The sequence below is a fragment of the Microvirga antarctica genome (assembly GCF_017921815.1).
GTDB lineage: Bacteria > Pseudomonadota > Alphaproteobacteria > Rhizobiales > Beijerinckiaceae > Microvirga > Microvirga antarctica.
Window position 1 is genome coordinate 381,266 of sequence record NZ_JAGEMM010000003.1, and the last position, 25,695, is coordinate 406,960.

Annotated in this window: 21 protein-coding genes; 15 read left to right on the forward strand and 6 right to left on the reverse strand. The window is 63.6% G+C overall.

The annotated features are described in order from the left end of the window. Positions 1-37: 37 nt before the first annotated feature. The 6 genes from J4G32_RS12885 to J4G32_RS12910 all read left to right on the forward strand — a co-directional run bounded on the left by J4G32_RS12885 (position 38) and on the right by J4G32_RS12910 (position 6,396). Entirely contained in the window at positions 38-514 is a 477-nt protein-coding gene (locus tag J4G32_RS12885; protein WP_246505021.1) for a (2Fe-2S)-binding protein, read from the forward strand. After that, complete coding sequence (locus J4G32_RS12890) at positions 511-1,524, forward strand: FAD binding domain-containing protein (protein WP_210493832.1); 1,014 nt, start codon at positions 511-513, stop codon at positions 1,522-1,524. The genes J4G32_RS12885 and J4G32_RS12890 overlap by 4 nt, the downstream gene beginning before the upstream one ends. 1 nt (position 1,525) lies before the next feature. Next, positions 1,526-3,835, forward strand: coding sequence for a xanthine dehydrogenase family protein molybdopterin-binding subunit (locus J4G32_RS12895; RefSeq protein ID WP_246505022.1), 2,310 nt, complete (start codon positions 1,526-1,528; stop codon positions 3,833-3,835). A gap of 24 nt (positions 3,836-3,859) precedes the next feature. Next, positions 3,860-4,921 carry an XdhC family protein gene (locus J4G32_RS12900; RefSeq protein ID WP_210493838.1) on the forward strand — a complete coding sequence of 354 codons (1,062 nt, stop codon included), beginning with the start codon at positions 3,860-3,862 and terminating at the stop codon, positions 4,919-4,921. A gap of 2 nt (positions 4,922-4,923) precedes the next feature. Beyond that, on the forward strand, positions 4,924-5,538 hold the full coding sequence (locus J4G32_RS12905) for a nucleotidyltransferase family protein (RefSeq protein ID WP_210493841.1): 615 nt from the start codon (positions 4,924-4,926) through the stop codon (positions 5,536-5,538). An 81-nt stretch (positions 5,539-5,619) separates the two neighbouring features. Beyond that, on the forward strand, positions 5,620-6,396 hold the full coding sequence (locus tag J4G32_RS12910; RefSeq protein ID WP_210493844.1) for an SDR family oxidoreductase: 777 nt from the start codon (positions 5,620-5,622) through the stop codon (positions 6,394-6,396). A gap of 74 nt (positions 6,397-6,470) precedes the next feature. Here J4G32_RS12910 and J4G32_RS12915 read toward each other — a convergent pair whose 3' ends face one another. The 3 genes from J4G32_RS12915 to J4G32_RS12925 all read right to left on the reverse strand — a co-directional run bounded on the left by J4G32_RS12915 (position 6,471) and on the right by J4G32_RS12925 (position 11,415). Next, positions 6,471-7,235: an LOG family protein gene (locus tag J4G32_RS12915; RefSeq protein WP_246505023.1), complete on the reverse strand. Its 765-nt coding sequence runs from the start codon at positions 7,233-7,235 to the stop codon at positions 6,471-6,473. Positions 7,236-7,742: 507 nt separating this feature from the next. After that, complete coding sequence (locus J4G32_RS12920; RefSeq protein ID WP_425515512.1) at positions 7,743-10,166, reverse strand: PIG-L family deacetylase; 2,424 nt, start codon at positions 10,164-10,166, stop codon at positions 7,743-7,745. Between the two features lie 22 nt (positions 10,167-10,188). After that, a complete protein-coding gene (locus J4G32_RS12925) occupies positions 10,189-11,415 on the reverse strand; it encodes an ROK family protein (protein ID WP_210493847.1) in 1,227 nt (408 codons plus the stop codon). A 190-nt stretch (positions 11,416-11,605) separates the two neighbouring features. On the opposite strand from J4G32_RS12925, the gene J4G32_RS12930 reads away from it, so the two are divergent. The 8 genes from J4G32_RS12930 to J4G32_RS12965 all read left to right on the forward strand — a co-directional run bounded on the left by J4G32_RS12930 (position 11,606) and on the right by J4G32_RS12965 (position 20,140). After that, complete coding sequence (locus J4G32_RS12930; protein WP_210493848.1) at positions 11,606-12,859, forward strand: sugar ABC transporter substrate-binding protein; 1,254 nt, start codon at positions 11,606-11,608, stop codon at positions 12,857-12,859. 11 nt (positions 12,860-12,870) lie between these two features. After that, the gene (locus J4G32_RS12935) at positions 12,871-13,788 is read left to right on the forward strand and encodes a carbohydrate ABC transporter permease (protein ID WP_210493850.1); all 918 of its coding nucleotides are present in this window, start codon (positions 12,871-12,873) and stop codon (positions 13,786-13,788) included. Further along, a complete protein-coding gene (locus tag J4G32_RS12940; protein WP_246505024.1) occupies positions 13,788-14,645 on the forward strand; it encodes a carbohydrate ABC transporter permease in 858 nt (285 codons plus the stop codon). The genes J4G32_RS12935 and J4G32_RS12940 overlap by 1 nt, the downstream gene beginning before the upstream one ends. Positions 14,646-14,650: 5 nt before the next feature. Next, positions 14,651-16,165 (forward strand): argininosuccinate lyase, encoded by a 1,515-nt coding sequence (argH, locus tag J4G32_RS12945; RefSeq protein ID WP_210493856.1) that lies wholly within the window; start codon positions 14,651-14,653, stop codon positions 16,163-16,165. Beyond that, positions 16,165-17,259, forward strand: a complete 1,095-nt coding sequence (locus tag J4G32_RS12950) for an ABC transporter ATP-binding protein (protein ID WP_210493860.1) — start codon at positions 16,165-16,167, stop codon at positions 17,257-17,259. Before argH ends, J4G32_RS12950 begins: the two co-directional genes overlap by 1 nt. Beyond that, positions 17,247-18,149 (forward strand): carbohydrate kinase family protein, encoded by a 903-nt coding sequence (locus J4G32_RS12955; protein ID WP_210493863.1) that lies wholly within the window; start codon positions 17,247-17,249, stop codon positions 18,147-18,149. The genes J4G32_RS12950 and J4G32_RS12955 overlap by 13 nt, the downstream gene beginning before the upstream one ends. Before the next feature lie 222 nt (positions 18,150-18,371). Beyond that, the gene (locus J4G32_RS12960; RefSeq protein WP_210493867.1) at positions 18,372-19,136 is read left to right on the forward strand and encodes a hypothetical protein; all 765 of its coding nucleotides are present in this window, start codon (positions 18,372-18,374) and stop codon (positions 19,134-19,136) included. A 182-nt stretch (positions 19,137-19,318) separates the two neighbouring features. Then, the gene (locus J4G32_RS12965; RefSeq protein ID WP_210493871.1) at positions 19,319-20,140 is read left to right on the forward strand and encodes a MipA/OmpV family protein; all 822 of its coding nucleotides are present in this window, start codon (positions 19,319-19,321) and stop codon (positions 20,138-20,140) included. Positions 20,141-20,242: 102 nt separating this feature from the next. Here the strand turns inward: J4G32_RS12965 and J4G32_RS12970 are convergent, their stop codons facing one another. Then, complete coding sequence (locus J4G32_RS12970) at positions 20,243-21,196, reverse strand: hypothetical protein (RefSeq protein ID WP_246505025.1); 954 nt, start codon at positions 21,194-21,196, stop codon at positions 20,243-20,245. 120 nt (positions 21,197-21,316) lie between these two features. Between J4G32_RS12970 and J4G32_RS12975 the strand changes: the two genes are divergently transcribed. Further along, entirely contained in the window at positions 21,317-22,177 is an 861-nt protein-coding gene (locus tag J4G32_RS12975) for a TIGR01459 family HAD-type hydrolase (RefSeq protein ID WP_210493880.1), read from the forward strand. Here the strand turns inward: J4G32_RS12975 and J4G32_RS12980 are convergent. Then, complete coding sequence (locus J4G32_RS12980) at positions 22,158-24,416, reverse strand: glycosyltransferase family protein (protein ID WP_210493883.1); 2,259 nt, start codon at positions 24,414-24,416, stop codon at positions 22,158-22,160. The genes J4G32_RS12975 and J4G32_RS12980 overlap by 20 nt on opposite strands. Positions 24,417-24,520: 104 nt before the next feature. Continuing rightward, positions 24,521-25,642, reverse strand: a complete 1,122-nt coding sequence (gene ribA / locus J4G32_RS12985) for a GTP cyclohydrolase II RibA (protein WP_210493888.1) — start codon at positions 25,640-25,642, stop codon at positions 24,521-24,523. Between the last annotated feature and the right edge of the window lie 53 nt (positions 25,643-25,695).

The following is a 25,695-nucleotide window of genomic DNA, read 5'->3' on the forward strand; positions in this document are numbered from 1 at the left end:
GTCTCCCCCGGAAAATTTGCGGGATCGCTGTCAAACCTTGGATCTCGTGCTGCAGGTCAATGGACGGTCTCGGCGGGTCGTCGCCGACCCGCGTGTGACACTCCTTGATGCGCTGCGGGAGAATCTCGGTCTGACAGGGTCGAAAAAGGGCTGCGATCACGGCCAGTGCGGAGCCTGTACGGTGCACGTGGATGGGCGACGGGTGCTCAGTTGCCTGACCTTTGCGGCCGCAGCAGAGGGAAAACACATCACCACCATCGAAGGCCTGGCGCCGCAAGAAGGGGACCTTCATCCGATGCAACAGGCCTTCATGGATCACGACGCATTTCAATGCGGCTACTGCACGCCGGGACAGATCATGTCGGCTGTGGCATGCGTCACGGAGGGCCATGCCGAGACGGACGCAGACATCCGCGAATACATGAGTGGTAATCTCTGCCGCTGCGCGGCCTATCCGAACATCGTCGACGCCATCAAACAGGCAAAGCCTCTCATGCGGGAGCGCGACGCATGAGACCGTTTTCTTACCAACGCGTCGACAGCGTCAGCGCGGCCGTGCAGGCGGGCCGGATCGACGCGAACGGGCACCTCGATGCGCCGGTGCAGTTTCTCGCCGGCGGGACGACCCTTCTGGACCTGATGAAGCTCGACGTGATGCGCCCGCAGCGGATCGTCGACATCAACCCTCTCGAAACCTCCCTGTCCGACATCGCGGTGGAGAGCGGCGATGTGCGGCTTGGCGCGTTGGCGCGGATGAGCGATGTGGCCGACCATCCGGCGATCCGCAAGGACTTTCCGGTCATTGCGCAATCTCTCAAGCTCGCGGCCAGCGCTCAGCTCCGCAATATGGCAAGCCTCGGAGGCAACGTCCTTCAGCGGACGCGGTGCACTTATTTCCGGGACGTTTCGTGGGCCTCTTGCAACAAGAGAATTCCTGGCAGCGGCTGCGCAGCACTCGAGGGCGTCAACCGCAAGCACGCCGTACTGGGAACGAGCGAGAATTGCATCGCGACCTATCCGGGGGACTTCGCTCAAGCGCTCTTGGCCCTCGATGCGACGGTCGACATCGCAGGCGTGCAAGGCGATCGCACGATTGCGTTTCGGGATCTGCATGTGAAGCCTGGCGAGACGCCACACGTGGAGACCACACTCCTCCCCGGCGAAATCATCACTGCGTTTCGGATTGCGGGCGAGCCCTGGATGAAACGCTCTCTTTATCTGAAGATTCGCGACCGGGAATCCTACGAATTCGCCATCGCGTCGGCTGCCGTGGCCCTCGATCTTCAAGACGGGATCGTCCGGCAAGTCCGCATCGCAATTGGTGGCATGGCGACGGTGCCGTGGCGGTCCGAAGAGGCGGAAGCGGTCCTGACCGGCAAACCACTCGACGAGGAACGCGCGCGGCAGGCCGCACAGGCGGCTTTTGCCGCTGCGCGTGGACGCGGAGAGAACGCGTTCAAACCCGAACTCGGGCGAGAAACACTGGTGCGTGCGCTCCTCGAAGCAGCGACCTTGGAGTTCTGACATGACGATTTCCGAAAGCCAGGTGGGCCCCATCAGCGAAGGCGGCATGTTCGGCAAGCCGGTTCCGCGCATCGATGGCCGCCTCAAGGTCACAGGTGCCGCCTGCTACCCCTCCGACACGCCGATGGAGGACACGGCCCATGCCTATCTCGTCACCAGCGCGATTGCCCGCGGCAAGATCAAGGCTTTCCATCTCGAGGACGCGAAAGCCGTGGATGGCGTTCTCGACATCCTCACCTGGGAGAATATGAAGGGGAAGGTTCGCAGCGTTCGCTTCTTCGCCGGGGGTGGCTATGCATCCTCGACGATCATGCCGATGAGTTCGTCCAAGATCTGGCATGCCGGCCAGATCATTGCTGTCGTCATCGCAGAATCGTTCGAGGCCGCGCGGGAGGCTGCCTACAAGGTAGGGGTCGACTACGCGGTCAATAAGCCGAAAGCAGGGTTTGACGAGTCGCGTCCGCAACCGCGCCCGATGACCAACCCGCTGACGCGCTCGGACCCGGCAACAGGGGATGCCGAGAAGGCCTTTGCCGCAGCCCCGGTGAAAATCGAGGCCTATTATTCAACGCCGACGCAGCACCACAACGCCATCGAGCTTTTTTCGACCACCTGCGTGTGGTCCGGCGACCAACTGACCATCTACGAGCCGAGCCAATATGTGCATGGCCTCAAGAACGGAGTCGCCAGGCAGCTGGGCATCAAGCCGGACAAGGTCAGGATCATCTCGCCGTTCGTCGGCGGCGGCTTTGGCGGCAAGGCCGCCTTGACGGCGCGGACTGCCTTCATCGCGCTGGCAGCGCAGCGCCTCAACCGACCCGTCAAGCTCGTCGCGACGCGAAAACAAGCCTACACGGTCTCGAACTTTCGCGCCGAGACGCAGCACCTCATCAAGCTCGGCGCCGAGTCCAATGGTCAGTTGACCTCCCTTTCGCATGAGGGTTGGGAAGTCTCCTCGCGCCCGGACGAGTACAAGGTGGCCGGCACCGAGACCACCGCCGTACTCTATGCGTGCCCCAACATCGCCACGCGGGTGAATGTGATTCATGCCGATCGCAGTACGCCGGGCTTCATGCGGTCGCCCGCGGAGGTGCCTTACATCTTCGCCATCGAGAGCGCCATGGATGAGCTGGCGGTTGCTCTCCATATGGACCCGGTGGAGCTTCGGCGCATCAACGACACGCAGATCAATCCCATCACCGACGCACCCTATTCAAGCCGGGCGTTGATGACCTGCTACGACACGGCCGCCAAAGCTTTCGGCTGGGCGTCGCGCAACCCGGTTCCGGGTTCCATGACAGACGGGGATTGGCTGATCGGTTGGGGCTGCGCCACATCCTGCTACCCGACCAATGTGGCGCCGGCGGAAGCCAAGGTGACGCTCGCGCCGAACGGATCCGTGCGGGTCCAAAGCGCTGGTCACGACATCGGCACCGGAGCCTATACGGCGCTCGCTATCACGGCCGCGGAGTTTCTCGGGGTGCCGCTGGAGCGCGTCAGCGTCGAACTCGGCGACAGCACTCTGCCCCCTGCACCGGTGGCAGGTGGCTCGAACGCCACTGCCAGTATCTGCAACGCCGTGGCCGATGCCTGCAAGGAACTGCGCCATCGGCTGGTGACCGCCGCCGTCGCCTCCAACGGACCGATGCACGGGCTTGATCGCGACATGATCACGTTCTCCGACGGGCAACTGCGTGCTCCTGACGGCCAGTCGGAGACGCTCATGGCAGCCAGCGCCCGACTGGGGTTCGGCCCCATTGAGGCGCACGCGAAATACATGCCCGAGATCGCTTCCAAGACCATCAAGCTCGTCGGCAACGCCATGCTCGGGAAGGGCCTTCCGATCATGGCGTCTGGCACGTCGGCGGGCGATCATATCCAATATGCGTTCGGGGCCGAATTCGTCGAAGTGCGCGTGCACCGACGGACACGGGAGATCCGCGCGCCGCGCATCGTGGGCGCATTTGCAGCCGGCCGCATCATCAGTCCCACGACGGCGCGAAGCCAGCTCATGGGCGGGCTCATCTGGGGCATTTCGGCTGCGTTGCACGAGGCCACCGAAATGGACCACCGGTTCGCCCGCTACGTGAACGATGACCTGGCTGAATACATGGTCCCGGTCAATGCTGACATTCAGGACGTCGAGGTGATCTTCGTGCCGGAGGATGATACGAAAGTGAATGCGCTTGGGATCAAGGGCCTCGGGGAGCTTGGAAATGTGGGCACGAACGCTGCGGTTGCAAACGCGGTCTACCACGCCACGGGGCAGCGCATCCGCGATCTGCCGATCCGCCTTGAGAACCTCCTCTAGACGACGGCCTTCGAGGGCAGCGCGATGACGTCCGCATTGGAGATGGCGAAGGCCGACTGGCATACATTCGGCCTGCAGGACAGCGTTGTGCCCTTTCTCCGGGACGCGGCTTCCGCCGGGCTTCCTGTTGCCCTCGTGACGATGGTACGTGCCATCGGCGGGCCACGAGGCGTCGGTGCACAGATGGCTGTGACGCGTGATGCGGTGGTGGGATATCTGTCGGGCGGTTGCGTCGAAGCCGATGTGACCGCTCATGCTCTTGCGACGCTGGATGATGGCGCGCCTCGCCGCCTGGTCTATGGGCAGGGTGGGCCGGTTGATATCCAGCTCCCTTGCGGCGGACGCATCGACCTGTTGGTGGAATACGTGCCTGCAGGCGACGCGAGCCTCGAGACGTTGCTGAACCTGTCGGCAAGCCGCCAGCCGGCGCTTTGGCTCAGCGATGGCCAATCGCGTCACTGTGTTGCTTCCGCAGGGGATTTCGCGCTCGTTCCCCCAGAGCTTTTCGCCGCCCGTGATCTCGTGGCTGTGACATCAGCTGAGGCAGGATCAGCAGGCGAGGACGGCCCGATGTTCCGTTGGACGTTCCCCGCACGACGCCTGATCGTGGTGGGACATGATCCGAGTTCTCTGGCGATTGCCTCGCTGGCGCAGGTCTCAGGCTACGAAGTCACGTTGGTGCGGCCCAAAGGTCCTCCTGCGCCTCCGCCCGTGCCGGGCATCGCGTACCGGCGCGATGGTCCGGCGGAGGCTTTCGCGTCTGTCGGTCTCGACCCTTGGACATCTGTCGTGGTCTCAGCCCATAACGACGACGATGATCACGATGCGCTTCTGGCGTCCCTGCCATCGCGAGCATGCTATGTAGGGCTCCTCGGCAGTCGCCGCCACCTTGCCAGAAAGCTGGCCCGGCTGCGGAGCGACGGCGTGGGCGACGTCGCTTTGGCGCGCCTGAAGGCGCCGATCGGCCTGCCCATCGGCGCGCGGTCGTCATGGGAGATTGCCACGAGCGTCATGAGCGAGGTGATCCAGGAATCTTCCAACGCTGCGGCGCGTGGTCTGTCCTCGCTCGCTACACAAGCGGCCTGACGATGGGCTTGCAGGCCATTGTCGTAGCGGCCGGTTCAGGGTCCCGGTTCGGAGGGCGCAAGCTTCTGGCGCGAATGGGCACAGGTCTTGTGCTTGAAGGCGCGTTGCGGGCGGCGCTGGATGCGCCTGTCGATGCCGTGATGGTCGTCACGGGATCGGACGCCACGGACGTGGCCTCGGCTGCGCGACGCTTCGCGAAGGGGCATCCGCAGGGAGCAAAACTGACAGTCGTTCACGCCGCAACATATGAGACCGGGCTCTCGGCCTCCGTTCGCGCGGGTCTGTCAGCCCTCCCGGCCGACACCGATGGGGTCTTCGTGTTCCTGGGCGACATGCCCGCGGTTCCGACGCAGGTGCCGTTCCTGCTGCAACAGGCTTTGGCCGGGCACGGAGTGGTGGCTGCTGCACCTGTCCATGCGCACCGACGGGGCCATCCGGTTCTCTTCGCAGCAGCGCTGCTGCCAAAACTCGCTGCGTTGACCGGCGATTCCGGTGCCCGCGCGACGCTGGACGGCTTGGGCGAGGCGCTGTCCCTCGTCGCGGTTGACGAACCCGGAATTCTCTTCGACATCGATACGCGGGCTGACCTTGCGAGGGCTGAAACCTCGGCGCCGTAAGGCGCAAGAGCCCTGCTCGCCTTGTGTGCGGCGTCAGGCGCGTGATATGCGACAGGCATCATCGCACAGGAGAACGGCAGTATGGATACGGGTTTGACAGGCAAGCGGGCGCTCGTGCTCGGCGCCAGCAAGGGACTGGGATTCGGAATCGCGCAAGGACTTGCCGAAGAGGGCGTGCGCGTTGCCATCGCCAGCCGCACCATGGACGGCTCCAAGGCAGCAGCCGAAAAGATCGGTCACGACGTCCTGCCCTTCATCTGTGACACCGGCAAGACCGATCAGGTCGATACCCTGGTGAAGGATGTGATGGCGGCCCTCGGCGGCCTCGATATTCTCGTCCTCAACAGCGGCGGCCCGCCCCCGGGCAAAGCCCAGGGCGTGTCGTCAGATCAGTGGCGCAATTCGTTCGAGGCGATGTTCGTGAACCTCGTCAGGATTGCCGATGCGTTTCTGCCCGGCATGGTCGAGCAGAAATACGGGCGCATCATCTCGGTTATTTCCTCTGGCGTGATTCAGCCAATTCCGAACCTGGCGATCTCCAACGCCGTCAGGCCCGCGCTGGTCGGCTGGGGCAAGACCCTGGCGTCAGAGGTCGCCGCATCCGGCGTTACCGTCAACGCCATCGCGCCCGGCCGCATCTCGACCGATCGTCTCAAGCAACTGGATGCTGCCAATGCCGAACGCACCGGCCGATCCGTAGACGAGGTGGCGAAGGCCGCACGCGCCGGCATTCCGGCCGGTCGTTATGGCGAGATCGAGGAATTCGCAGCCGCGGCGGTGTTCCTCGCCAGCCAGAAGGCTTCGTTCATGACTGGCTCGATCCTGCGTGTCGACGGCGGTCAGATCACCGCGACCTGAGGGTTCGAGCAGGGTTTTTGAAGCGGGAATACAAGGCGCGGGACCGGCCATACGCCAGGCCCGCGCCTTCCTTTTTACAGCAGGCGCTTCATCAGGCCGCCCTCAACGAGTTTCGACCAGACCTCTTCGGCGCTTTCGGCAAACTGCATGATGCCCAGCTCGGCCGGAGTGATCATGCCATTTTCGGCGAGAGCGTCGAACTTGATCACGCTGTCCCAGTAGTCGCGGTCCAAGAGCACGATGGGCAGGGGCGGGGCTTTTCCGGTGATCCGCAGGTTGAGGATTTCGAACAACTCGTCAAAGGTCCCGAAGCCTCCGGGAAGAACCACGAGCGCATTGGCCCTCATGGCCAGATGCATTTTTCTCATGGCGAAGTAGTGAAAGCGGAACGTCAGTTCGGGTGTCGAATAAGCATTGGGCTCCTGCTCGCGCGGGAGCGTGATGTTGAATCCGATGGATGGCGCCCCGATATCGGCCGCGCCGCGATTGGCGGCTTCCATCAGACCGGGGCCTCCGCCCGTCGCAATGACGTTGTCGCGCACACCCCCGTTGACGATGAGCGCGCCGCCCCGCTCGGAGGCGATCCGCCCGAAGGCCCGCGCCTGCGCATACCAATCCCCATGTCGCCCGGGACCGTCCTCGCGGACCCGCGCGCTGCCGAACACGACGATCGTCGATCGCACGCCCCAGATCCGCAGGCTTTCTTCTGCTTTCGCGTATTCGAGTTGGAACCGCACGCCTCGCATCGAATCGCCAAGAAGGAAATCCTGGTCGAGGGCTGGAAGGCGGAACGATGGCGAGGTCATCTGCGGGGCGTTGGATTTGGGCGGGTCTGTCATGGCAACTGGCTTTTAAGCGAGAGCGGGTGAGGCCAGGGGCCGAGGTTGCCCAGCGCGACATTGGAGCCGCCGATTGCCCGCCCGACGACAGCCTCTGTCGGGAGGTCGGCCGCAATCGCACGGGCCGGCGTCATGGTTCGACCGGGACAGCGCACCCGCCTTGACGGAGATGCCTTGTCGAACATCGCGGCGATCTGGGGCTACCATTGCCGGTCACGGACAGGAAACCGCTTGCCCGGAGAGCACGCAAACAGGGGCCGTTGAATTGCAGCGCGTGGGGAATGGTGTAGCGGATCATAAGGCGCGGATCATGGGCCGTAGCAGGGTCAAACGTCAATCGCGCCGGCCCTGCCACTTGAAGTTGACCGGAGCCCTGGCCTGAAGAAAGCGTTTCAGGGCGCCATCGGGGGAAAGGTCATGACTTTCCAACCCACCAATTCTGCCCCCCAGCCTTGCGCTCGTTCGCTAGATCGCGACGCGCATCCTCGCGATCTCCCCGCGGCGGGTCTATGGCCGTCCCGCGAGTTCGTCGGCCGCCTGAACGAGATTGGCCAGGAGCCGAAAAGCGCCGGGAACCAGCCGGTCGAGCTGATGATGCAATACGAGGCTCACATGCGTGTGCCGTCCCGCACCGATAATGCCGCTCAGAAGGCCGCCCTGCAGCGGGGCCTCGCCCGCGTCACTGATGGCGACCACAGGTCGGTAGGCCGCGTCCCACCGAGATGCGAAATAGATGCCGCGCTCCTTGTCCCACCCCTCCCAGTCCGCGGGGCCGATGCGGTTCGGGCCGACAAGCAGAGGGCTGTCCGGGTCGAGCACCGAAACAGGCGCGGCCGGGTTCGTCACCCGCCAGCGAAGCGATGGCGAGCCGATGACGATTGGCCGGGGCGGTGTCGCCTCCGGGTCCCAGCCTTTCAGGGGCCGCTGATAGAGTGTCACCAGGTGTCCGCCTGCTTCGACATAGCGCCGGAGGTGCCCGGCGGCCTGCGCGAGCCGGGGGCGCGTCGAGAAGGCCAGCGTGCCGATGACGAGGGTCGAGAACCGCGATAGATCACGCGAAAGACCGTTTTCATCGAGCGTCGTGACCGACAGGCCCATCGCCCTCATCCAGGGCGCGACCCTGTCACTGCCGCCCGCCACATAGCCGATTTCGGCGCGGTCAGGCAGTGTGAGATCGAGGGCAAGGCAGGTCAGGCTCGCAGGCTCGAGATAGAGGCCCTGGTCGATATGCGGATAGGCCACGGGGGTGGCCTGAACGGCGGGCGCTCCGCCGACGCTGACATCGAAGACCGCACGACCGGCCTGCAAATCTTCCGGTGGGGTCAGGCGGATGCGATTCTCGCCGAGCTCTACATGCCAGCCTTCCGGCCCTGCCACGGACACAGGGGCGATCGCAGAACCGGCTGACTGTGTAACAGTTGCCTCCACGGCTCCCGGTGTTGCCGACAAGGGCAGGATGACAACCGCCGGCTCGATTTCAACCTGATGCTCCGGGACGATACGCAAAGGCTCTTCGAGATCGATTGTCGTGCGGATAGTGCGACCACCGATCTCTGTCCCGACGACGAGAGTCACATCGCCGTTTCCGCCAAGCGCCCGGTAGCGGGGCGGATAGAGCAGCGAGACCGCGGCGTCCCGTGAGATTGCAAGAGTGAAGTCCTGACGACCATCGACGGCGGTGCCGGCCGCGACCGTTACGCCCGCGCCCGCGACCGGTTTCGCCCAGGCCTTGGTGTCTGCGGTCTCGAGCGCCACATGGAGTGTGCAACTGTCGCCCGGCGACACGAAGGTCTGGTCGGCCCAGGCTCTCGCGCGCACGCCGCGCGCTTCGAGAATCACCGCATCGAGTTCACGCAACTTGCGGCGGAGGCGATGCTCGATCTGTTCACGCATCGGATCGGGCAGAATGCCAAGCGTCGTCTCAATGGCATCCGCAGCGTTCAGCGCCGACTCGACGATCGCCTCGCGATGCGGGAAGGCGGCCTGAGCGGCCTCGATGGCACGCTGGGCTGATTTCAGCAGGGTCGCGGCCGCGGCCGACATGCCGTCAATCGATCCCAGCGCGCCGACATCGGCGGAGAGACCCGAGCGGATATCTGGCTCCGTGCCGGACATTATGGCATCGCCCCGGTGCCCGTGCAGCAGCCACTGGCGCGCGGGATTGTCGAGCCAGACACCCATGCCCTGGGTGAGATGGGCGGCGCGCGACCATTCGCCGATCCGGGCGAAGGGTGCGCCCGTGGCGGCGTCTGTCGTGGGGGTGACGGTCAGGGTTGCGGGGGGCGGCGACGTCTCATCGTCGTAGGTCGCTCCGCCGCCGGACCATGCTGGCAGGTAGAACTTGGCGACCCTCCAGGGTTGCAGCCCCTCGTTGCGGTGGTGAGGATAGGCGTTTGGATCGGCCGCGCGGTCCAGGGCAGTTTCGGCCGCGCGCGTCATCGCCCGGTGGTGTCCATGCTGTCCGGGGACGTCGAGAAATGTCGGGATGACAATGTCGGGGCGCTCTTCTCGGTATGCACGGACTAGTCGTTCGACGATCCGGTCTTCGCCCCAGCGCGCGAGCGTGTCGTCCCCATTCTTCGAGAACCCGAAATCATGGATGGGATCGTCCGGCCCATGGCCGAGCCAAACAACGTCGGCATCGATCACGCGAGCGGCCGCCTCCATCTCCATCGTGCGCACCATGCCCAGCGCGCCGCCGCGCTCGGGTCCGAGGGCGTTCTGTCCCCCCTCCCCACGGGTCGAGCATGCCACGATGACGCGCAGACCTAGTCCGAAGCGCAGGGCGGCCAGCAGGCCGTTGGCCTCATCGTCGGGATGCGCCCCGGTGTTCATGACAGTGAGGACGGACGACAGGCGCCCGAGCTTGCGGTGGAGACGGATCAGGGCAGGGTCGCCCATCTCTCGTGCAATCCGATCGTGGTTGCCCATCAGGTCATCCTCGTTCTGCAGGTCAGGATAGGGAGGCCGCAGGGCCCGTGTCGAGTTTTGGCGTCATCGTTTCCAGCAATGGGAGCGCGGCCGCCCCTAACGCCGCCGTCAGTCGCCCCGTTGCGCCACGGATGACGCGGGGAATCGCGCGCTCGCGCCGGCTGGCAACCGACAGAGGGAGCGGTGCAAGCGCCTCGATCAGCGCATCCATGACGGCATCCGGAAGCGAGCCGCCGAACACGATCGTCTCCGGGTCGAGGATGTTCTCCAGCATGCCGACGATTGGCGCGAGCATGGCCCCGGCTTCGGCAATCCACGCCACCATCTCTGGCTCGCGCGCCTCGTAGGCGGCAGTCATGTCCTCGGTGGTTTCGCAGGCGATGCCGTGACGTCGCAGGCGCTCCTGAAGCGCATGAACGGAAACGTAGCGTTCGAGGCAGCCGTTGTTTCCGCACGCACAGGATTTACCGCCGCGCAATACGATGACGTGGCCAATCTCTCCCGCATTGCCGAACGCGCCGCGCATGGGGCGTCCATCGCTGACAATGCCCAGGCCCAGGCCGGCGCCAAAATACACCAGCCCAAAGTTCTTGAAATTGCGGGCAACCCCGTGCAGTCGCTCGCCGACGGCGGCTGCGGTGGCGTCGTTCTCGACGATCGCCGGCTTCCCAAGGGCTTTGCTCAGGATCGCCGTCGCATCGAGACCCGACCAGCCGGGCAGCGTCGTTGGGCCGACCGAGCTCATGCCCTCGATCTCGAAGGGTCCGGGCATCACGACCCCGACACCCAGAAGTCGCGCAGCACTGCCGGGCACGGCCTGACAGATGTCATCGACTGCCCGCGTCAGCAGCGGCACGATCTTGGCGGGCGTCGGATCGGCGAGCAGCGTTGTGCGGTGAGCTCTCACGTGTCCGGAGAGGTCGACCAGGACCGTTACCAGCCGATCGGCCGCAAGCTCGACGCCGACTGTCATGCCGCCATCGGGATTGACGATGACCTGGACCGGCGGCAGGCCGCGGCCCGAGCGACGCCGGCCGCATTCAAGCAAAAGACCTTCGGATAAAAGCTCGCCAACAATGTTGGAGACGGCCTGCGCGGTGAGATGGGCGTGGCGGGCGATGGCGGTGCGGCCGATCGGTCCATGCAGCCGCACCGCGTCGAGAACCACCCGACGGTTATGGCTTCGATTGCGCTCGGGATTGTTTCCGATCGCAGCTTTCGACGAAGGTGAGGGTTTCGAGCGCGGCATCAGCAAACCTGTCTGGAGCCAAAGGATGGCGAGGCCTTGCGATTAACTCAAGTAAATTATTTTATTGACAGGACAGGGTGTGCAAGCCAGCCTGTTTGCAGGGGTGCGGTGCGTCGCCCCGCCATAACGGGAACGTGTTTCTTGCTGCGCCGGAGCCTTTCGCTTCGCGGGCATTTTGGAGGGTCATCCTATGCGCTTACGGAAAATGCTCGCAGGTCTTGCCTTCGGTGTCGGTGTTCTGGCGGCCAATGCGGCCAGTGCTGTCGAGATCGAATACTGGCAATATGTGTTCGAGACCCGCGTCAAGGCCATGGATCAGCTGATCCAGAAATTTCAGGCCGCCAATCCCGGCATCACCGTCAAGCACACCACATTTCCGTACGCCGAATATCAGACCAAGGTCGCGGCAGCCGTGACCGCAGGCCAAGGTCCCGATGTCGTGCAGCTGTTCTACGGCTGGGTCGATGGCTTCATCGCGGGCAAGCTCATCCAGCCCCTGCCGAAGGATGCGTTCCCGCACGACAAAATCCAGGCCGAGTTCTTTCCGATCGTGAAAGCCATGGAGCGCGGCGGCGAGTATTATGGACTGCCGACCGCCGTGCGCTCCCTCGCGCTGTTCTACAACAAGAAGCTGTTCCAGGCGGCGGGTCTCGACCCCAACAAGCCGCCTCAGAACCTGCAGGAGTTTCTCGCGGCCGCCGAAAAGACGGTGAAGCGCGACAGCGCCGGCAATATCATCTCGGAGGGCTTCACCCTCGATATGGCCGGGCAGGATCACCAATGGTGGCGTGAAGTGCTCATCCGCCAGAACGGCGGCGTGCCCTACACCGATAACGACCGCAAGGTTGCCTACGACAGTGACGCGGGGCTCAAGGCCCTGCAATTCTATACCGATCTCCAGACGAAGCAGAAGGTCGGGCTCATGGGCTTCATGGACGAGGCGCAGGCGGCCTTCAAGGGTGGCCTTGCGGCCATGACCATCGACGGCACGTTCCGGCTCGGCGCCTTCTCGTCGATCAAGGGCTTCGAATGGGGCGTGACCGAGCTACCGGCCGATGCGAACGGCATGCGCAGCAACTACGCCAGCTACTTCGCCAATGCGATCACAAGCCGTGTCCAGGGCGAGAAGCTCGAGGCCTCCAAGAAGTTCCTAACGTATATCAGCTCGCCGGAAGCGATGGAGCTCTGGCTGCAGGTCGTGGGTGAATTGCCGGCCCGCCGCTCGGCCGCCATGACGGAAAAGAACCTGTCCAATCCGATCTATGGCCCGTTCCTGAAGGGCCTCGACTACGCCCACACGACGATGTTCGTCGATGAGGCTGCCCAGCGCCAGACCGCCATCGACATGGTCAACCGGGTCCTGCTTCAGAACCAGGATCTGAAGGCATCGCTCGCCGAGGCAGCCAAGGCCGAGCAGGCGATCATCGACCGCGCTGCCAAGTAGGGAGCGCGACAGTGTCGACAGCGCGCGCAAAACCGGGTGGCTTGTGGAACGGTTTGAGCCTCAGCCACAAGCGCGTCGTGTGGGCCTGGACGTTTCTGGCGGTGCCGATCCTGTTCTATTCGGTCATTCGCTTCTGGCCGACGCTCCAGGCCATTGGCCTGTCGTTCACCAATTGGAACCTGATGAGGCCGGCGTCGTTCGTCGGCCTCGAGAACTACACGCGGCTGGTGCAGGATCCGCTCTTCTGGCAGGTCTTTCGCAACACGTTCCTGTATCTGATCATCGGGACCCCGATCAGTCTCCTGATCTCGTTTGCGATCGCCTATTATCTCGACCGCGTGCGCTTCATGCACGGTTTCATCCGTGCCCTCTATTTCCTGCCGTTCCTGACCACCGCTGCTGCGATGGCCTGGGTCTGGCGCTGGTTCTACCAGCCGGTTCCGATCGGGGTGATCAACGGGTTCCTCACCTGGGCCGGTCTGCCGCAACAGCCCTTTCTGCGTTCCACTACCCAGGCCCTGCCGGCGATTCTTGCACCCGCCATCTGGGCCGGTCTCGGGTTCCAGGTGATCATCTTCATTGCCGGTCTCAGAGCGATTCCGACCTCCTACTACGAGGCCGCGCGCATCGACGGCGTGTCCGAATTCGCCATTCTGCGCCGCATCACGCTACCGCTGCTCAAGCCCACTTTGGTGTTCCTGATCGTGTTCTCGTCGATCGGCTTCCTGCGGATCTTCGATCAGGTCTACAACATCAATTTCAATGATCCGGGCGGCCCGCTCAACACCACCAAGCCGCTGGTGATGATGATCTATCAGACGGCGTTCAAATCCTTCGATATGGGATATGCGGCAGCGCAGACCGTTGTGCTCTTCGCCATTCTCCTCGCCGTTTCGCTCATCCAGCTGCGCGTCTTGAAGGATCGCTGATGGCACCGCAGATCACCCTCTCGGGCAGGAGTATGGCGCGCGGCGCCTTCCGGCCCGGCCGTATCGTCGCCTGGACGCTGCTGTTAATCGGCGGGCTGGTGATGGTGACACCCCTGCTGTTCATGCTGTCGACGTCGCTCAAGGACGCGTCGCAGGTCTACGACCTCAAACTCATTCCCGAGTCGCCATCCTTCGACAATTACTGGACCGTGCTGTCGGATGGCCGGTTCCTGCGCTGGTTCATCAACTCCCTCGTCATCGCCGTGACGGTCACGCTGTCGAATGTGTTCTTCGATTCCCTGGTGGGCTACACCCTGGCGAAATTCCAGTTCCGCGGTCGTTATGTGATCTTTATCGCGATCCTTTCGACGCTGATGATTCCGACCGAGATGCTGGTGATACCCTGGTATCTCATGGCCAGCACCTTCGGCTGGGTCGACACCTATTGGGGCATCATGTTCCCGGGCATGATGACGGCTTTCGGGACCTTCCTGATGAAGCAGTTCTTCGAGACGGTGCCGGACGAATTTCTCGAGGCGGCCCGCGTGGACGGCCTCAACGAATTTACCATCTGGTGGCGCGTGGCCATGCCGCTGGTGACGCCCGCGCTGTCGGCGCTTGCGATCTTCACCTTCCTGGGCAATTGGACGGCGTTTTTCTGGCCGTTGATCGTCACCAATAGCCGCGAGCTCTACACCCTCCCGGTCGGGCTCTCGAGTTTCGCGGTCGAGCAGGCCATCCAGTGGGAGATGATCATGACGGGCGCGAGCCTCGCCACGATCCCGACCCTGATCGTGTTTCTGCTCCTGCAGCGCTACATCGTCCGCGGCGTGATGCTGGCCGGACTGAAGGGGTGAGCGCGATGAAGACATCCCGTCCGTCTCTGCCCGATACGAGCGTGTTTCCCGATCCCGTCTACAAGGAAACCGTCCTGCGTCCTCTTTTCGATGGCGCCAAGGCCCATCATGTGGCGGGTTTCCGCAGCATCGATCGCGCCCATCTCGTCATGCTGCATGAAACGCACATCCTCGATACTGAACAGGCGCGTGCGATCGCGCGGGCCCTTTCGGCGATCGATGCCGAGCTCGATGTCGACGGCCTGACCTATACGGGTGAGGTCGAAGATTTCTTCTTCCTCATCGAGAAAGAACTCAAGACGAGGCTCGGGCCCGATCTCGCCGGCCGCCTGCACACGGCCCGGTCGCGCAACGATATCGACCACACTTTGTTCAAGCTCGCCCTCAAGGAGCGGATCGACGGGCTTCTGATGCAGGCCTATCGCCTTGCGGAGCGGTTGATCGCCGTCGCCGAGCGGGAAAGCGCGACGCTTATCGTCGCCTATACGCACGGTCAGCCGGCCCAGCCGACGACGTTCGGGCATTATCTGGCGGCCGTCATCGAAGTGCTGCTGCGCGACATCGCGCGGCTGGCGGCGGCGCGCGAGACGGTGGACCTGTCGCCCATGGGTGCTGCTGCCATCACGACGTCGGGATTTCCGATCGATCGCGCGCGCATGGCAGCTCTGCTCGGTTTTTCAGGCCCGCTTGAAAATTCGTATGGGTGCATCGCGGCGGTCGACTATGTGACGTCGACCTATTCCGCGATCGCCCTGATGTTTCTCCATCTTGGCCGACCGATCCAGGATCTGCAGTTCTGGACAAGCTTCGAGGTTGGACAAGTCTATGTGCCGAACGCTTTTGTGCAGATCTCGTCGATCATGCCGCAGAAGCGCAATCCGGTGCCGATCGAGCACCTTCGCCATCTCGCCTCGCAGACCTATGGCCGCGCCCGCGCGATGCTCGACGTGATGCACAATACGCCGTTCACCGACATGAACGACAGCGAAGGCGAAACCCAGAGCATGGGCTACGAGGCTTTCGCATCCGGCGGCCGCGTGCTGGACCTGCTGGCCGCCCTCATTGACAAAGTGAGCATCGACGAAGAGCGTGTCCGCGACAACATTCGCCGGAGCTGCATCACGGTCACCGAACTGGCTGACTCTCTCGTGCGTCGCGAGGGCCTGTCCTTCCGCGAGGCGCACGAGATCGCCGCGGCTGTCGCGCGTGCGGTCGTTGCGGTCAAGGGCGATCTGGCCAAGGATGGTTATGCGGCCTTCAAGACGGCGTTTGTCGGCGCCACCGGGCGCGGGAGCCAAATCGACGCGATGGCCTTCGCGGAAATCGTCTCGCCGGACTATTTCGTCGCGATCCGTCAGCGCTTCGGCGGGCCGGCACCGCAGCCGCTGGCGGCAGCCCTTCAGGCGTACCGGGATAAGCTCGGCCAGCTGGGCGACGCCGCAGACCGGATACGCCTGCGCGAAACCGATGCCCGGCACGAGCTCGACACACGATTCAATTCGCTTCGGGGAGAAGCCTGATGGCCACCATTGCGCTCGACGGACTTGTCAAACGATATGGCAAGACGCCCGTCGTTCACGGCATCGATCTCCATGTGAAGGACGGTGAATTTGTGGTTCTGGTCGGCCCATCCGGCTGCGGCAAGTCGACGACCTTGCGCATGATCGCGGGCCTTGAGGACATCTCTGGCGGAACTGTCAGCATCGACGGTCACGTGGTGAACGAATTCGAGCCGAAGGACCGAAACATCGCGATGGTGTTTCAGAACTACGCGATTTACCCGCACATGTCGGTCGGCCAGAATATTGGTTTCGGTCTCTACACGAGCAAGCTCAGCGAGACCGACAAGAAGAAGCGGATTGCCGAGACCGCACAGATGCTCGGCCTCGAGGCGTTGCTTGATCGCCGGCCCGCTCAGTTGTCCGGTGGGCAGCGCCAGCGTGTCGCCATCGGCCGCGCCATGGTCCGCAACCCGGTCGCGTTTCTCTTCGACGAGCCGCTGTCGAACCTCGACGCCCAGCTGCGCGCTCAGATGCGCATCGAGATCAAGAAGCTCCATCAGCGCCTCGGCACCACCATCGTGTTCGTGACGCATGATCAGGTCGAGGCGATGACAATGGCGGATCGCATCGTGGTCATGCGCGACGGCCATATCCTCCAGGTGGGCACTCCCATGGAACTCTATGACAACCCGACCGACATCTTTACGGCGCGCTTTATCGGAAGCCCGACCATGAACCTGCTGCCGGCAACCATTCGGGACGAGGGTGGCGCGCGCACCGCCATCCTCAAATCCGGGCGCTTGAGCCTGCCGGTGCCGGCCGACGCGGCGGTCAGCCACGGCGCCGATGTGCTGGTGGGCGTGCGTCCGCACGACCTTGTTGTCGACGAGGCTGAGGCCGGCCAGACCTTCGTCCTGACGGGTGAGGTCTCCGTCGTCGAACCGCTCGGAGCCGAAACCCTCGTCCATCTTGACCTCGGCGGAACGCCGGCCATTGCGACCGCGCCCGGGCGCGCGATCCCGCGCGCCGGCGATTCTGTGACGGTGCGCGCTCCGGCGGGCAGCCTCTACCTCTTCGACGCGAAAACCGAACGGGCCCTATGCCGGATGTGAGCGGCGGGGCGGTCGGTGGGGTCCTGTGCCTCGGCCGGACCTATTGCGATCTGGTCTTCACCGGCCTTTCCGGCATGCCAGTGCTTGGCCGGGAGCTTTTCGCGCGCGATGTGGCGGTCGTCCCGGGCGGGGGGGCCTTCATCACCGCCGCCCATCTTGCGCGTTTCGGCAGGTCCGCAGCCCTCGTGAGCCGTCTGGGCACAGACCCGCTATCGCTGGGGCTGGACGTGGGTCTCCTGGAGAGTGGCGTCGACCTGTCCTTCGTCGAACGGGCCGCCGATGCGGGGCCTCAACTAACGGTGGCGATGGTCCAGGCTCAAGACCGGGCCTTTCTGTCCCGGCGTGCGGGCCATGGACATCCTGCCACCCTTGAAGCAGCGCTGGACGCCCCGGGAATGCGCCACCTGCACATCGCCGAATACGCGACCCTCGCCGAAATTGTGCATCTGGTGGCGCGCGCCAAGCAAAAGGGCCTGACCGTATCGCTGGACCCGAGCTGGGACGAGGATCTGATCTATCGCGCAGATTTCCTTCAGACTTGCCAGGGAATCGACGCCTTCTTGCCCAATGTCGAGGAGATGGCAGCCCTGGCGGGGACGACAAAGATCGAGCAGGGGCTCGATTGCCTGACGGCCCATTTTCCGCTCGTGGTCCTCAAGCGGGGAGCCGACGGCGCGATCCTCGCTCGCGGCGGAGATCGCTTCGTTCGCACGGCTCCGAAGGTTAATGTCATTGATACCACTGGGGCCGGGGATGCGTTCAATGCCGGGTTCCTGCATGTCTGGCTTGCGGGCGGCGACGGGGCAAGTTGCCTGGAGGCTGCGATTGCAGCGGGCAGCCTTTCGGTCCAGGCATCAGGCGGCGTGTCGGCATTGAACAGCCTCGCGTAAGCCTGCCTTGTCGGCGCATGCTGCGGCCAAGCTTGGGCGTTGACCTCTCTTTAATCCAGATATGGTTAATGGGAGAAACTTCCGAAAAATCAGGACGCAAGAGATTTGCCCATCAGCACAAAGGGGTAGCGGTCGCCCGCAACAATGTATTAGTTGTTAACAAGTGTCTGGAATTTTTTTTGAAGTGGCGTATTTAGACTTGCTGATTAGAGAGAGACTAAAATGATTACTACCAGACGTTATCTCATTGCTTCATCTCTTGCGCGCCTGATCCGCAAGGAGCGCGGTGGCAATCGGCTGACAGAGGGGCATTTCCCGAACCAGGCCGATCGGAGCTCGTTTGTCGTGATTGACGGCGACAAGGGCAGTCTCGTGCTGGTGACGACGGGCAACGGATTTCCTGTCGAGGAAAGAACAGATGTTCCACGCACGCATGCGGAAGCGCTGCTCGATGTGACCCCCGGCAAGGTCGATTACGTTCGCTCCACTCTCTCGATCGGCGCGCGCGAGGTTCGGATTGATCGCTTCGTGACCCCGGGTCCGCTGGATCTCATCTCGGTCGATTTCGAGAAGGAAGACGATTCCCGCGATTTTCGACCGCTGCCCTGGTTTGGACCTGAAGTGACGGGCGAGGCCGGTTACCAGAACCGGGCGATCGCTCTCGAGGGACTTCCCCCTTCACTTGATGTTCCCTTGTCGAATGCGGCACTCAACACACTTCTGGACACCCTCGAAGGTCGCCTCGGCGCCAACCGGACCTATGCGCCGCAGAAGGGAGCCCGCGACGCCGGCGAACCCGAACCCCGCCGAGCTCAGGCGCAACCCGCTGAGCGTCCTGCGCAGCGCCAGCCCGCCCCGCCTGAGAAAGCCGAAGCCTCGCCGGCCGAGAACGACGCGGCGGATGACGATCAGGACGGTCTGAACCTCAACATCGAGGACAATGTCATCCGCGAACTGGCACGCTCGCTTCGTCCGCAACGGCGATGATCGCGTAGCCCGCCTGTGGCAAAGGCGTTGCCCAGGCGTGGCCGTTATGCAACGCGGCCGTCTTGTCTTTAGGTCCCGTAAAGGATCCTGACAGAACCTTGCGGCATTTGTAACTCTATCGGCCTTGACCACATTTGCGAATGTCGTCAGGACTTCATTCAGAAGCCGAACCGGGATCTGTCATGCGTTCTTTGAAGTCTTTCGCTCTCGCTGCCACCGCTGCGATGGCGGTGTCTGCCTCGCCGGCCTTGGCGGCTGATCCCGTCTTTACCGCGCTTCCGACCAACCCGAACGGTTGGATTGTGACCGTGAAGGGCAATGCCCAGATCGGCACATCCTATCCTGGGTCGGACAAGATGGATTTCGTGGCCTTCCCTTCGTTCAGCTTCCGCCGCGCCGGCACGCCAGTCCGATATTCCGCTCCGGATGACGGGGTGAGCTTTGCGTTCGTCGAGCAGTCGGGGCTGACACTCGGCGTCGTCGGACGCTATGAGGGCGGCCGCTATTTGAGCAGCGATCGGCGGCTGTTTGGGTTGAACAAGATCGACTGGGCCGTGGAGCCCGGCCTCTTCGTTGAATACTGGCCCGTCGAGTTTCTCCGTGCTCGCGCCGAAATCCGCTACGGCATCAATGGCTATGAAGGCTTCGTCGGCGATATCGGGCTCGATGTGGTCCAGCGCTATGGCGCCTTCATCGTCTCGGTCGGACCGCGCGTTGCACTTGGCGGCAACTCCTTCACCAGAACCTATTTCGGCGTGACACCCTATGAGGCGTTCCTCAACGGCCAGGTCACCGCCTATCGGCCGTCAGGCGGAATCACGTCGGTCGGTGCCACGACCGGCCTGACCTACGACTGGTCGAGCCAGTGGTCCACCACCGCCTTCGTGACCTACAAGCGCCTTGTGGGCGATGCGGGCGACAGCCCGATCGTCAAGCGGTTCGGCTCCGAGAACCAGTTCGGGCTCGGCATGACCGTCTCCTATTCGTTCGATTCAGGACTGTAAAAGTCGCTAAGACCGTCGTCCTCGTTGAGGGCTGAACTCCTTCAAAGGGCGCTCCGGAAACGGGGCGCCCTTTTCTTCACCGTGATTGGCGGCGATCCGGTATCAGCGCGTCGGCTTCTCGCTATCGCCGAACCGGTTGAACATCATGTCGGGGGCGCTTGTGTTGTGGCGCGACGGCACCAGGCGGCCCATCCAGACATCCGTCGCCTTGGCGTTGCGAAAGGTCATGATGGGGCTTTCCGTCCATGAGGGCGCACCCTCCTCGCGGGCCGCAATCCGTGCCACGTCGGCGTTGAACTCGGTCACATACATGGAGCGGAGGGCGGCAAACGGGCCTTTCTCGATCGGCCGGTCCAGAGTGACGTCGAGGGTCATGCGGTCGCGATCGAGATTCTTGATGGCGACGGTTGCCGCATTGCCGTCCGTGAAGGTCACCGTGAAGGTCATCGTCTTGGGATCGAACCGCACGTGTTTGAGGTTCACGATGGGCCGCTCGTTGACTTCGATCGGGCCCAGCAGAAATGACGAGCCGTAGGCGCTCCATCCCAGATGTGCCGGAGGCAGGGGGCGGATGCGCCAATATCCGTCGGCCGGATAGAGCACCAGCACCTCCTCGGCGCGCTCATCGCGCCGGACCCACAGCTGGATCAGATGCAGGTTCTTCTCGACCCTGTCGCCCACCTGAACCGTGACGTCGCTCTTGCGCCAGAAATTGGGAAACGTGAAGCCTGTGAGCCACACGTCAACGCTCTCGTAGAATGTGACCTTGTGCGAGGGCGGGGCGGCCGATGACGCTGCGGTGAGAGCACCGCAGGCGGTCCAGTCGGGCTCCCATTTGTCGTCGCGTAGCGTTCCCATATAGGTCGGGTGCGCGGCCTCGATCCGGAAGTTGCGCACGCTGGGCGAGGCAAAGTTCATCGTCACATTGTCTTTTTCGGCGCAAAGGACCGGTTCGCTGGTGTTTGTGACGTCGACCGCCAGGGTATCGAGGGACGCTCCCTGGGCTGTTGCAACAAGGCAGAGAAATCCGAGTGACGCGAGCCAGGGACGAAGCATGGGAACCATCGGGATGTTGCCGCTTGGCGGGGCGGATGCCGCGCTCTATGGAGAGATATCCTGCCCTCCCACATCCGTCGAGCCCGCTCTCTCTCGCCCTTCTGGACATCCGTTGATTTCATGATGATACCCCCCGTGTTCGACAGTGCCGCGGCAATCCTGTCCCGCTACGACGTCATTTTCTGCGATGTCTGGGGCGTCCTCCATGATGGGGTGGTGGCTCACCCGAAGGCTGCCGACGCATTGTCGGCCTTTCGCCGCAACGGCGGCCGCGTGGTGCTGATCTCCAATGCTCCTTCGCGCGGCGCCGAGGTCGAGGCGTTGCTGGACGCCAAGCGGATTTCGCGCTCAGCCTGGGACGCCATTGTGACCTCAGGCGATTTGACCCGCTTTCGCATCGAGGAGACAGGAATTCGCCGGGTTTTCCACATCGGCACCCCCCGGGCGGAGCACGTCTTCGAAGGGTTGGACGTCGAACTGGTCGACCTCGAAACTGCGGATGCGGTGGTGGCGACCGAGCTCATGGACTACTACTCGGAAGCGCCTGAGGATTATCGGCCTTTACTGGAGGCCGCGGCCGCTCGCCGGCTGCCGTTCATCTGCGGGAACCCCGATCTGGTCGTTCACGTGGGCGAGGACCTGCTGCCCTGCGCGGGTGCATTGGCGGTAATCTTCGAGGAGTTGGGCGGCGAGGTCTATTGGGCCGGAAAGCCCTATGCGCCGGTCTATGAGCGCGCCCGACAACTGGCAGGCGGACTGGGCGGCGACAACCCGGCCCTCTCTCGCATTCTGGCTATTGGCGACGCGTTGCGGACCGACATTGCCGGTGCAATGGCATTTGGCATCGACGCGCTTCTGATCGCCGGGGGCATCCATCGCGACGAGATCCTGCGAGACGACGCCATCGACGAGGGCCTCCTGGCGGAATTCGCCGGACCCCACGCGCCGGGCCTCATCGGCGTCATGAAGGCGCTGGCGTAATCACGGGCTTGAGTCGCTGACGGATCTGCGCGATCGCGCCTGCGACGGGCCTGAACGTCAGCGTGACGCGATGGCGTCCGGCCGGCACCTGGACAGCCCGGAAAATCACATTGGCTCTCAGCAACGGGGTGGACTGACCGTCGAGGGACGCAAACCACCATGGATGCCAGACGTCATTGAGCAGGACGAAGCCGCCGCTCGGCGAATTGACATCGACCACGACCTCGCTGTTACCGTAGGCGGCAATCCTGACCTCCCCGCCCGCCGCGCCAACCGGGACCCTGGCCGGCGGATCGGTCTCGAGCAGGACGACGTCATTCTCCGTGGCCGGCCAGATACCGCTTTCGATCATCCGGGCGAAGTCGGCTCGCTGCCATTGGGTTGCGAACATGACCCGGGGAAGGGCTCCTGGATTCTCGTAGATCAAGGCCGCATCCGTCTGGCCGATCAAGGGGAGGGCGCCGGGCGCAAGGTGACGATCGACCTCCGCGATGGGAACACGCGAAGCGATGTAGCGCAGGCCGAGGAGATCGGAAAGCCGCGACGTATAGGAGGGAAACAGGGGCGAGAACTGCCTCTGGCTCGGCAAGGCGACGTGGTCGCCCGCGCCGGTCGCCTCGCTGTACCAGCGCAGCCGCACGGGATTGTAGCCTAACGTTTGTTCGAGACGGTGCGTCATGCTGGCATTGGGCCAGTGAAAGTCGATCCCCACGAGTTCAATCCGATCTCGGCGGTCGCTTGATGCATCCCTTGCCACGCGCTCCTTGAGAAATGCGATGGTCGGATCCTGGCCGTCGGATTTCAGCACGTTGTAGAGCGCTGGCGGCAGCGCGGTCGATTCGCTGGGTCCATTGTTCCATCCGAGATCGAGCACCATGAAACCCACGATGAGGCAGGCAGCCGCAAAGGCGCTCCCGCGTGCGAGCGGGCGCGCGGCAAACAGAACCAGAACCGCGCCGGTCGCGAAGACGCCGGCTTGTGCCAGAGGCCAGAGCGCATAATCGAGCCGGTCCTTGGAGTTCGCCACGGCTGCAGCGACGAGGAACAGAAATGCAAAGCCGAATAGCGCGCGCGCAAAGGGTCCAAGAAGTGGCTGATCGCCCTGATCCGTCAGCCAGCGATGGAGCAGGTAGGCTGCGCACAGTCCGGCCAGCGGCGTGAGGAGGAACGTCGCATCGGCCGGACGCCTGAACAACGAGAACCCCGGAATGAGGTCGAAGGCGATGCCGAGAAGGGGGGTGTAGCGGCCGAGCGTATAGACCACGACGGCCAGAGTGGCGATCGCAATCCCTCTGATGTCGGCCCGGGAGAAGAGACCACGTCCCCAGGCAAGCGCGAACAAGGCAGCCATTGGCAGGGCGCCGAGATAGACCTGCCCCATATTGCGGGCGAGGTAGAGGTCCACCGGTCCCCAGGCAGGGCTTGGGGGCCCCCAATGGTCAGACAGCGGCCCGGCCGCGCCGAAGAGTTGCGGCACCACGCTGGTCAAAAGCAGGGCCGGATGAAGCGATCCGCGTCCGGCGCCATCCTGATCGATGACGAAGCGATTGGAATCGCCGTTCAGGAGGATCGTGAGGATCAAGGGCCCCGCGGCAACCAGAAGACCCGCCACGACGCCTGCGGACAGCGGGAGAACAGCGCGTCTGAGCGCGTTCAGGCGTGCAGGGGCGAGCGCGATCCGGAACAGCACGATGGCGACGAGAAACCAGACCCCCAGATAGGCTACCTGATCGCGCCCGAGCACCATAAAGCCAGCGACGAGGCCGGCGAAAAATCCGTACGTGACGGACGAGCGGTCCAGCGCACGGCTCAGCAGGAGCCAGGCGATCGGCCAGTAGGAGAGGCTGAGAATTTGCCCGATATGCTGGATCCTCCACGATGAGGAGCCGCCGTAGCAGAAAACGAGCGCGGCCAGGAGAGCGGCCGCCGGGTGCCACTTTCGGTCCCGGGCGAGCAGAAGGATTGCGGTCGCGCCGAGCAGCAGCATGCCAAGGATGGTGGCGTCTGCGGCACGAAAGCTCGGATCCGGTCCGATGGCCGCCAGGGCAAGAAACGGTGGCGAAAAAATGAGGGATTGCGGATCGGCGATTTGCGGGTGGCCGGCGAAAATGAACGGATTCCAGAACGGCCACTCGCCCCGGGCGATGGATTGGGCGAGAAACTGTAGCTGCGGATAGAAATGGGCCTTCGCGTCCCAAGGGATGGTGACCGCGCCCGACAGCCAAGGCCAGCCGAGCACAAGCCATGAGGTCAGGAGGATCAGACCATACGGCAGGACCGGCCAGCGCCCCGGATCAAGGGGCGAGGCCTGACGAATGTCTCTCCCGAACCGGCGAATGGCCGTCAGTCGTTCGGCGCGGCGAAAGCCGCAAGGACATCAAAATCGATCTTGTGGCCCGCCCGGTCCCGTTTCGACGCGAGATAGCGGACGTTTTCGGCGGTCGCGCGTCCCAGAACACGCTGCTCCTGCACCTCGAGCCCGGCATCCCGCAGGGCCGCGATCTTCACAGGATTGTTCGTGATCAACCGTACCGACGAGACTCCCAACTGCTTGAGCATGGCGGCTGCAAATTCGAAGCGACGCTGGTCTAGGTCGAACCCCAGAACCTCGTCGGCATCGTAGGTGTCATAACCTTGCGATTGCAGCTTGTAGGCCTTCATCTTGTTGGCGATCCCGTTGCCCCGGCCTTCCTGATCGAGATAAAGCAGGATACCGCCCTCGCCCTGCGCCATGCGGGCCACCGTGTCGCGCAACTGATCGCCACAATCGCATTTCAGGCTGCCGAACAGGTCGCCGGTCAGGCAGGCCGAATGGAGGCGCACATCCACGATTCCGGCAAGATCCGGATGCCCGATGACAATCGCAACCTGATCGCGCAGGCCCTCGCCGCCGCGGAAAATCACAAATTCCGTGTCCAGCGCGCCATCGAGCGGGACGGGAGCGCGACTGACGATCCGCAGATCGTCGATTTTGCGGCGCTTGAACGATACAATGTCGTCCGCATCCACCACCACCGCTCCAAGGTCGAAGGCGACGGATGGATCAATCGACACCGCGATGACGGCCGGAAAAACCAACGCCAGATGCGCGAGTTCCAGCGCCGCTTCGTCGAGTGGCGTGGGGGGGCCGACAGGCGCATCGATCCGCGCGTCGAGCTTGAGGGCGAGCGTCTCCACGCGCTCGAGATCGATGGAGGGCAGGGCAATGATGCCTGATCCGGTTCGTTCGAGGCCGAGACGTCGCAGGCGGGCCGGCGGGAGGATCAGGCGTGCTGCCCCGTCGGAGAGACGGTCGAGGCGGGATGCCAGATCGGCTTCGACGCCTTCGACGCCGACAGCCACAAGGGCTTCGCCCGCTCCCATCAGGACGACCGGGCGCGCCGATCGAAATTCCGAGATGGCGCGCTCTGCTGCCGCGAAAGCATGATCTTCGATCAAACGTAGGCCCGTGGGGACGGTACTCATCGACGTTTCGTATCCTGGCTGACTGACTTTGTTCAAGCGTGATAGGAAGTAGG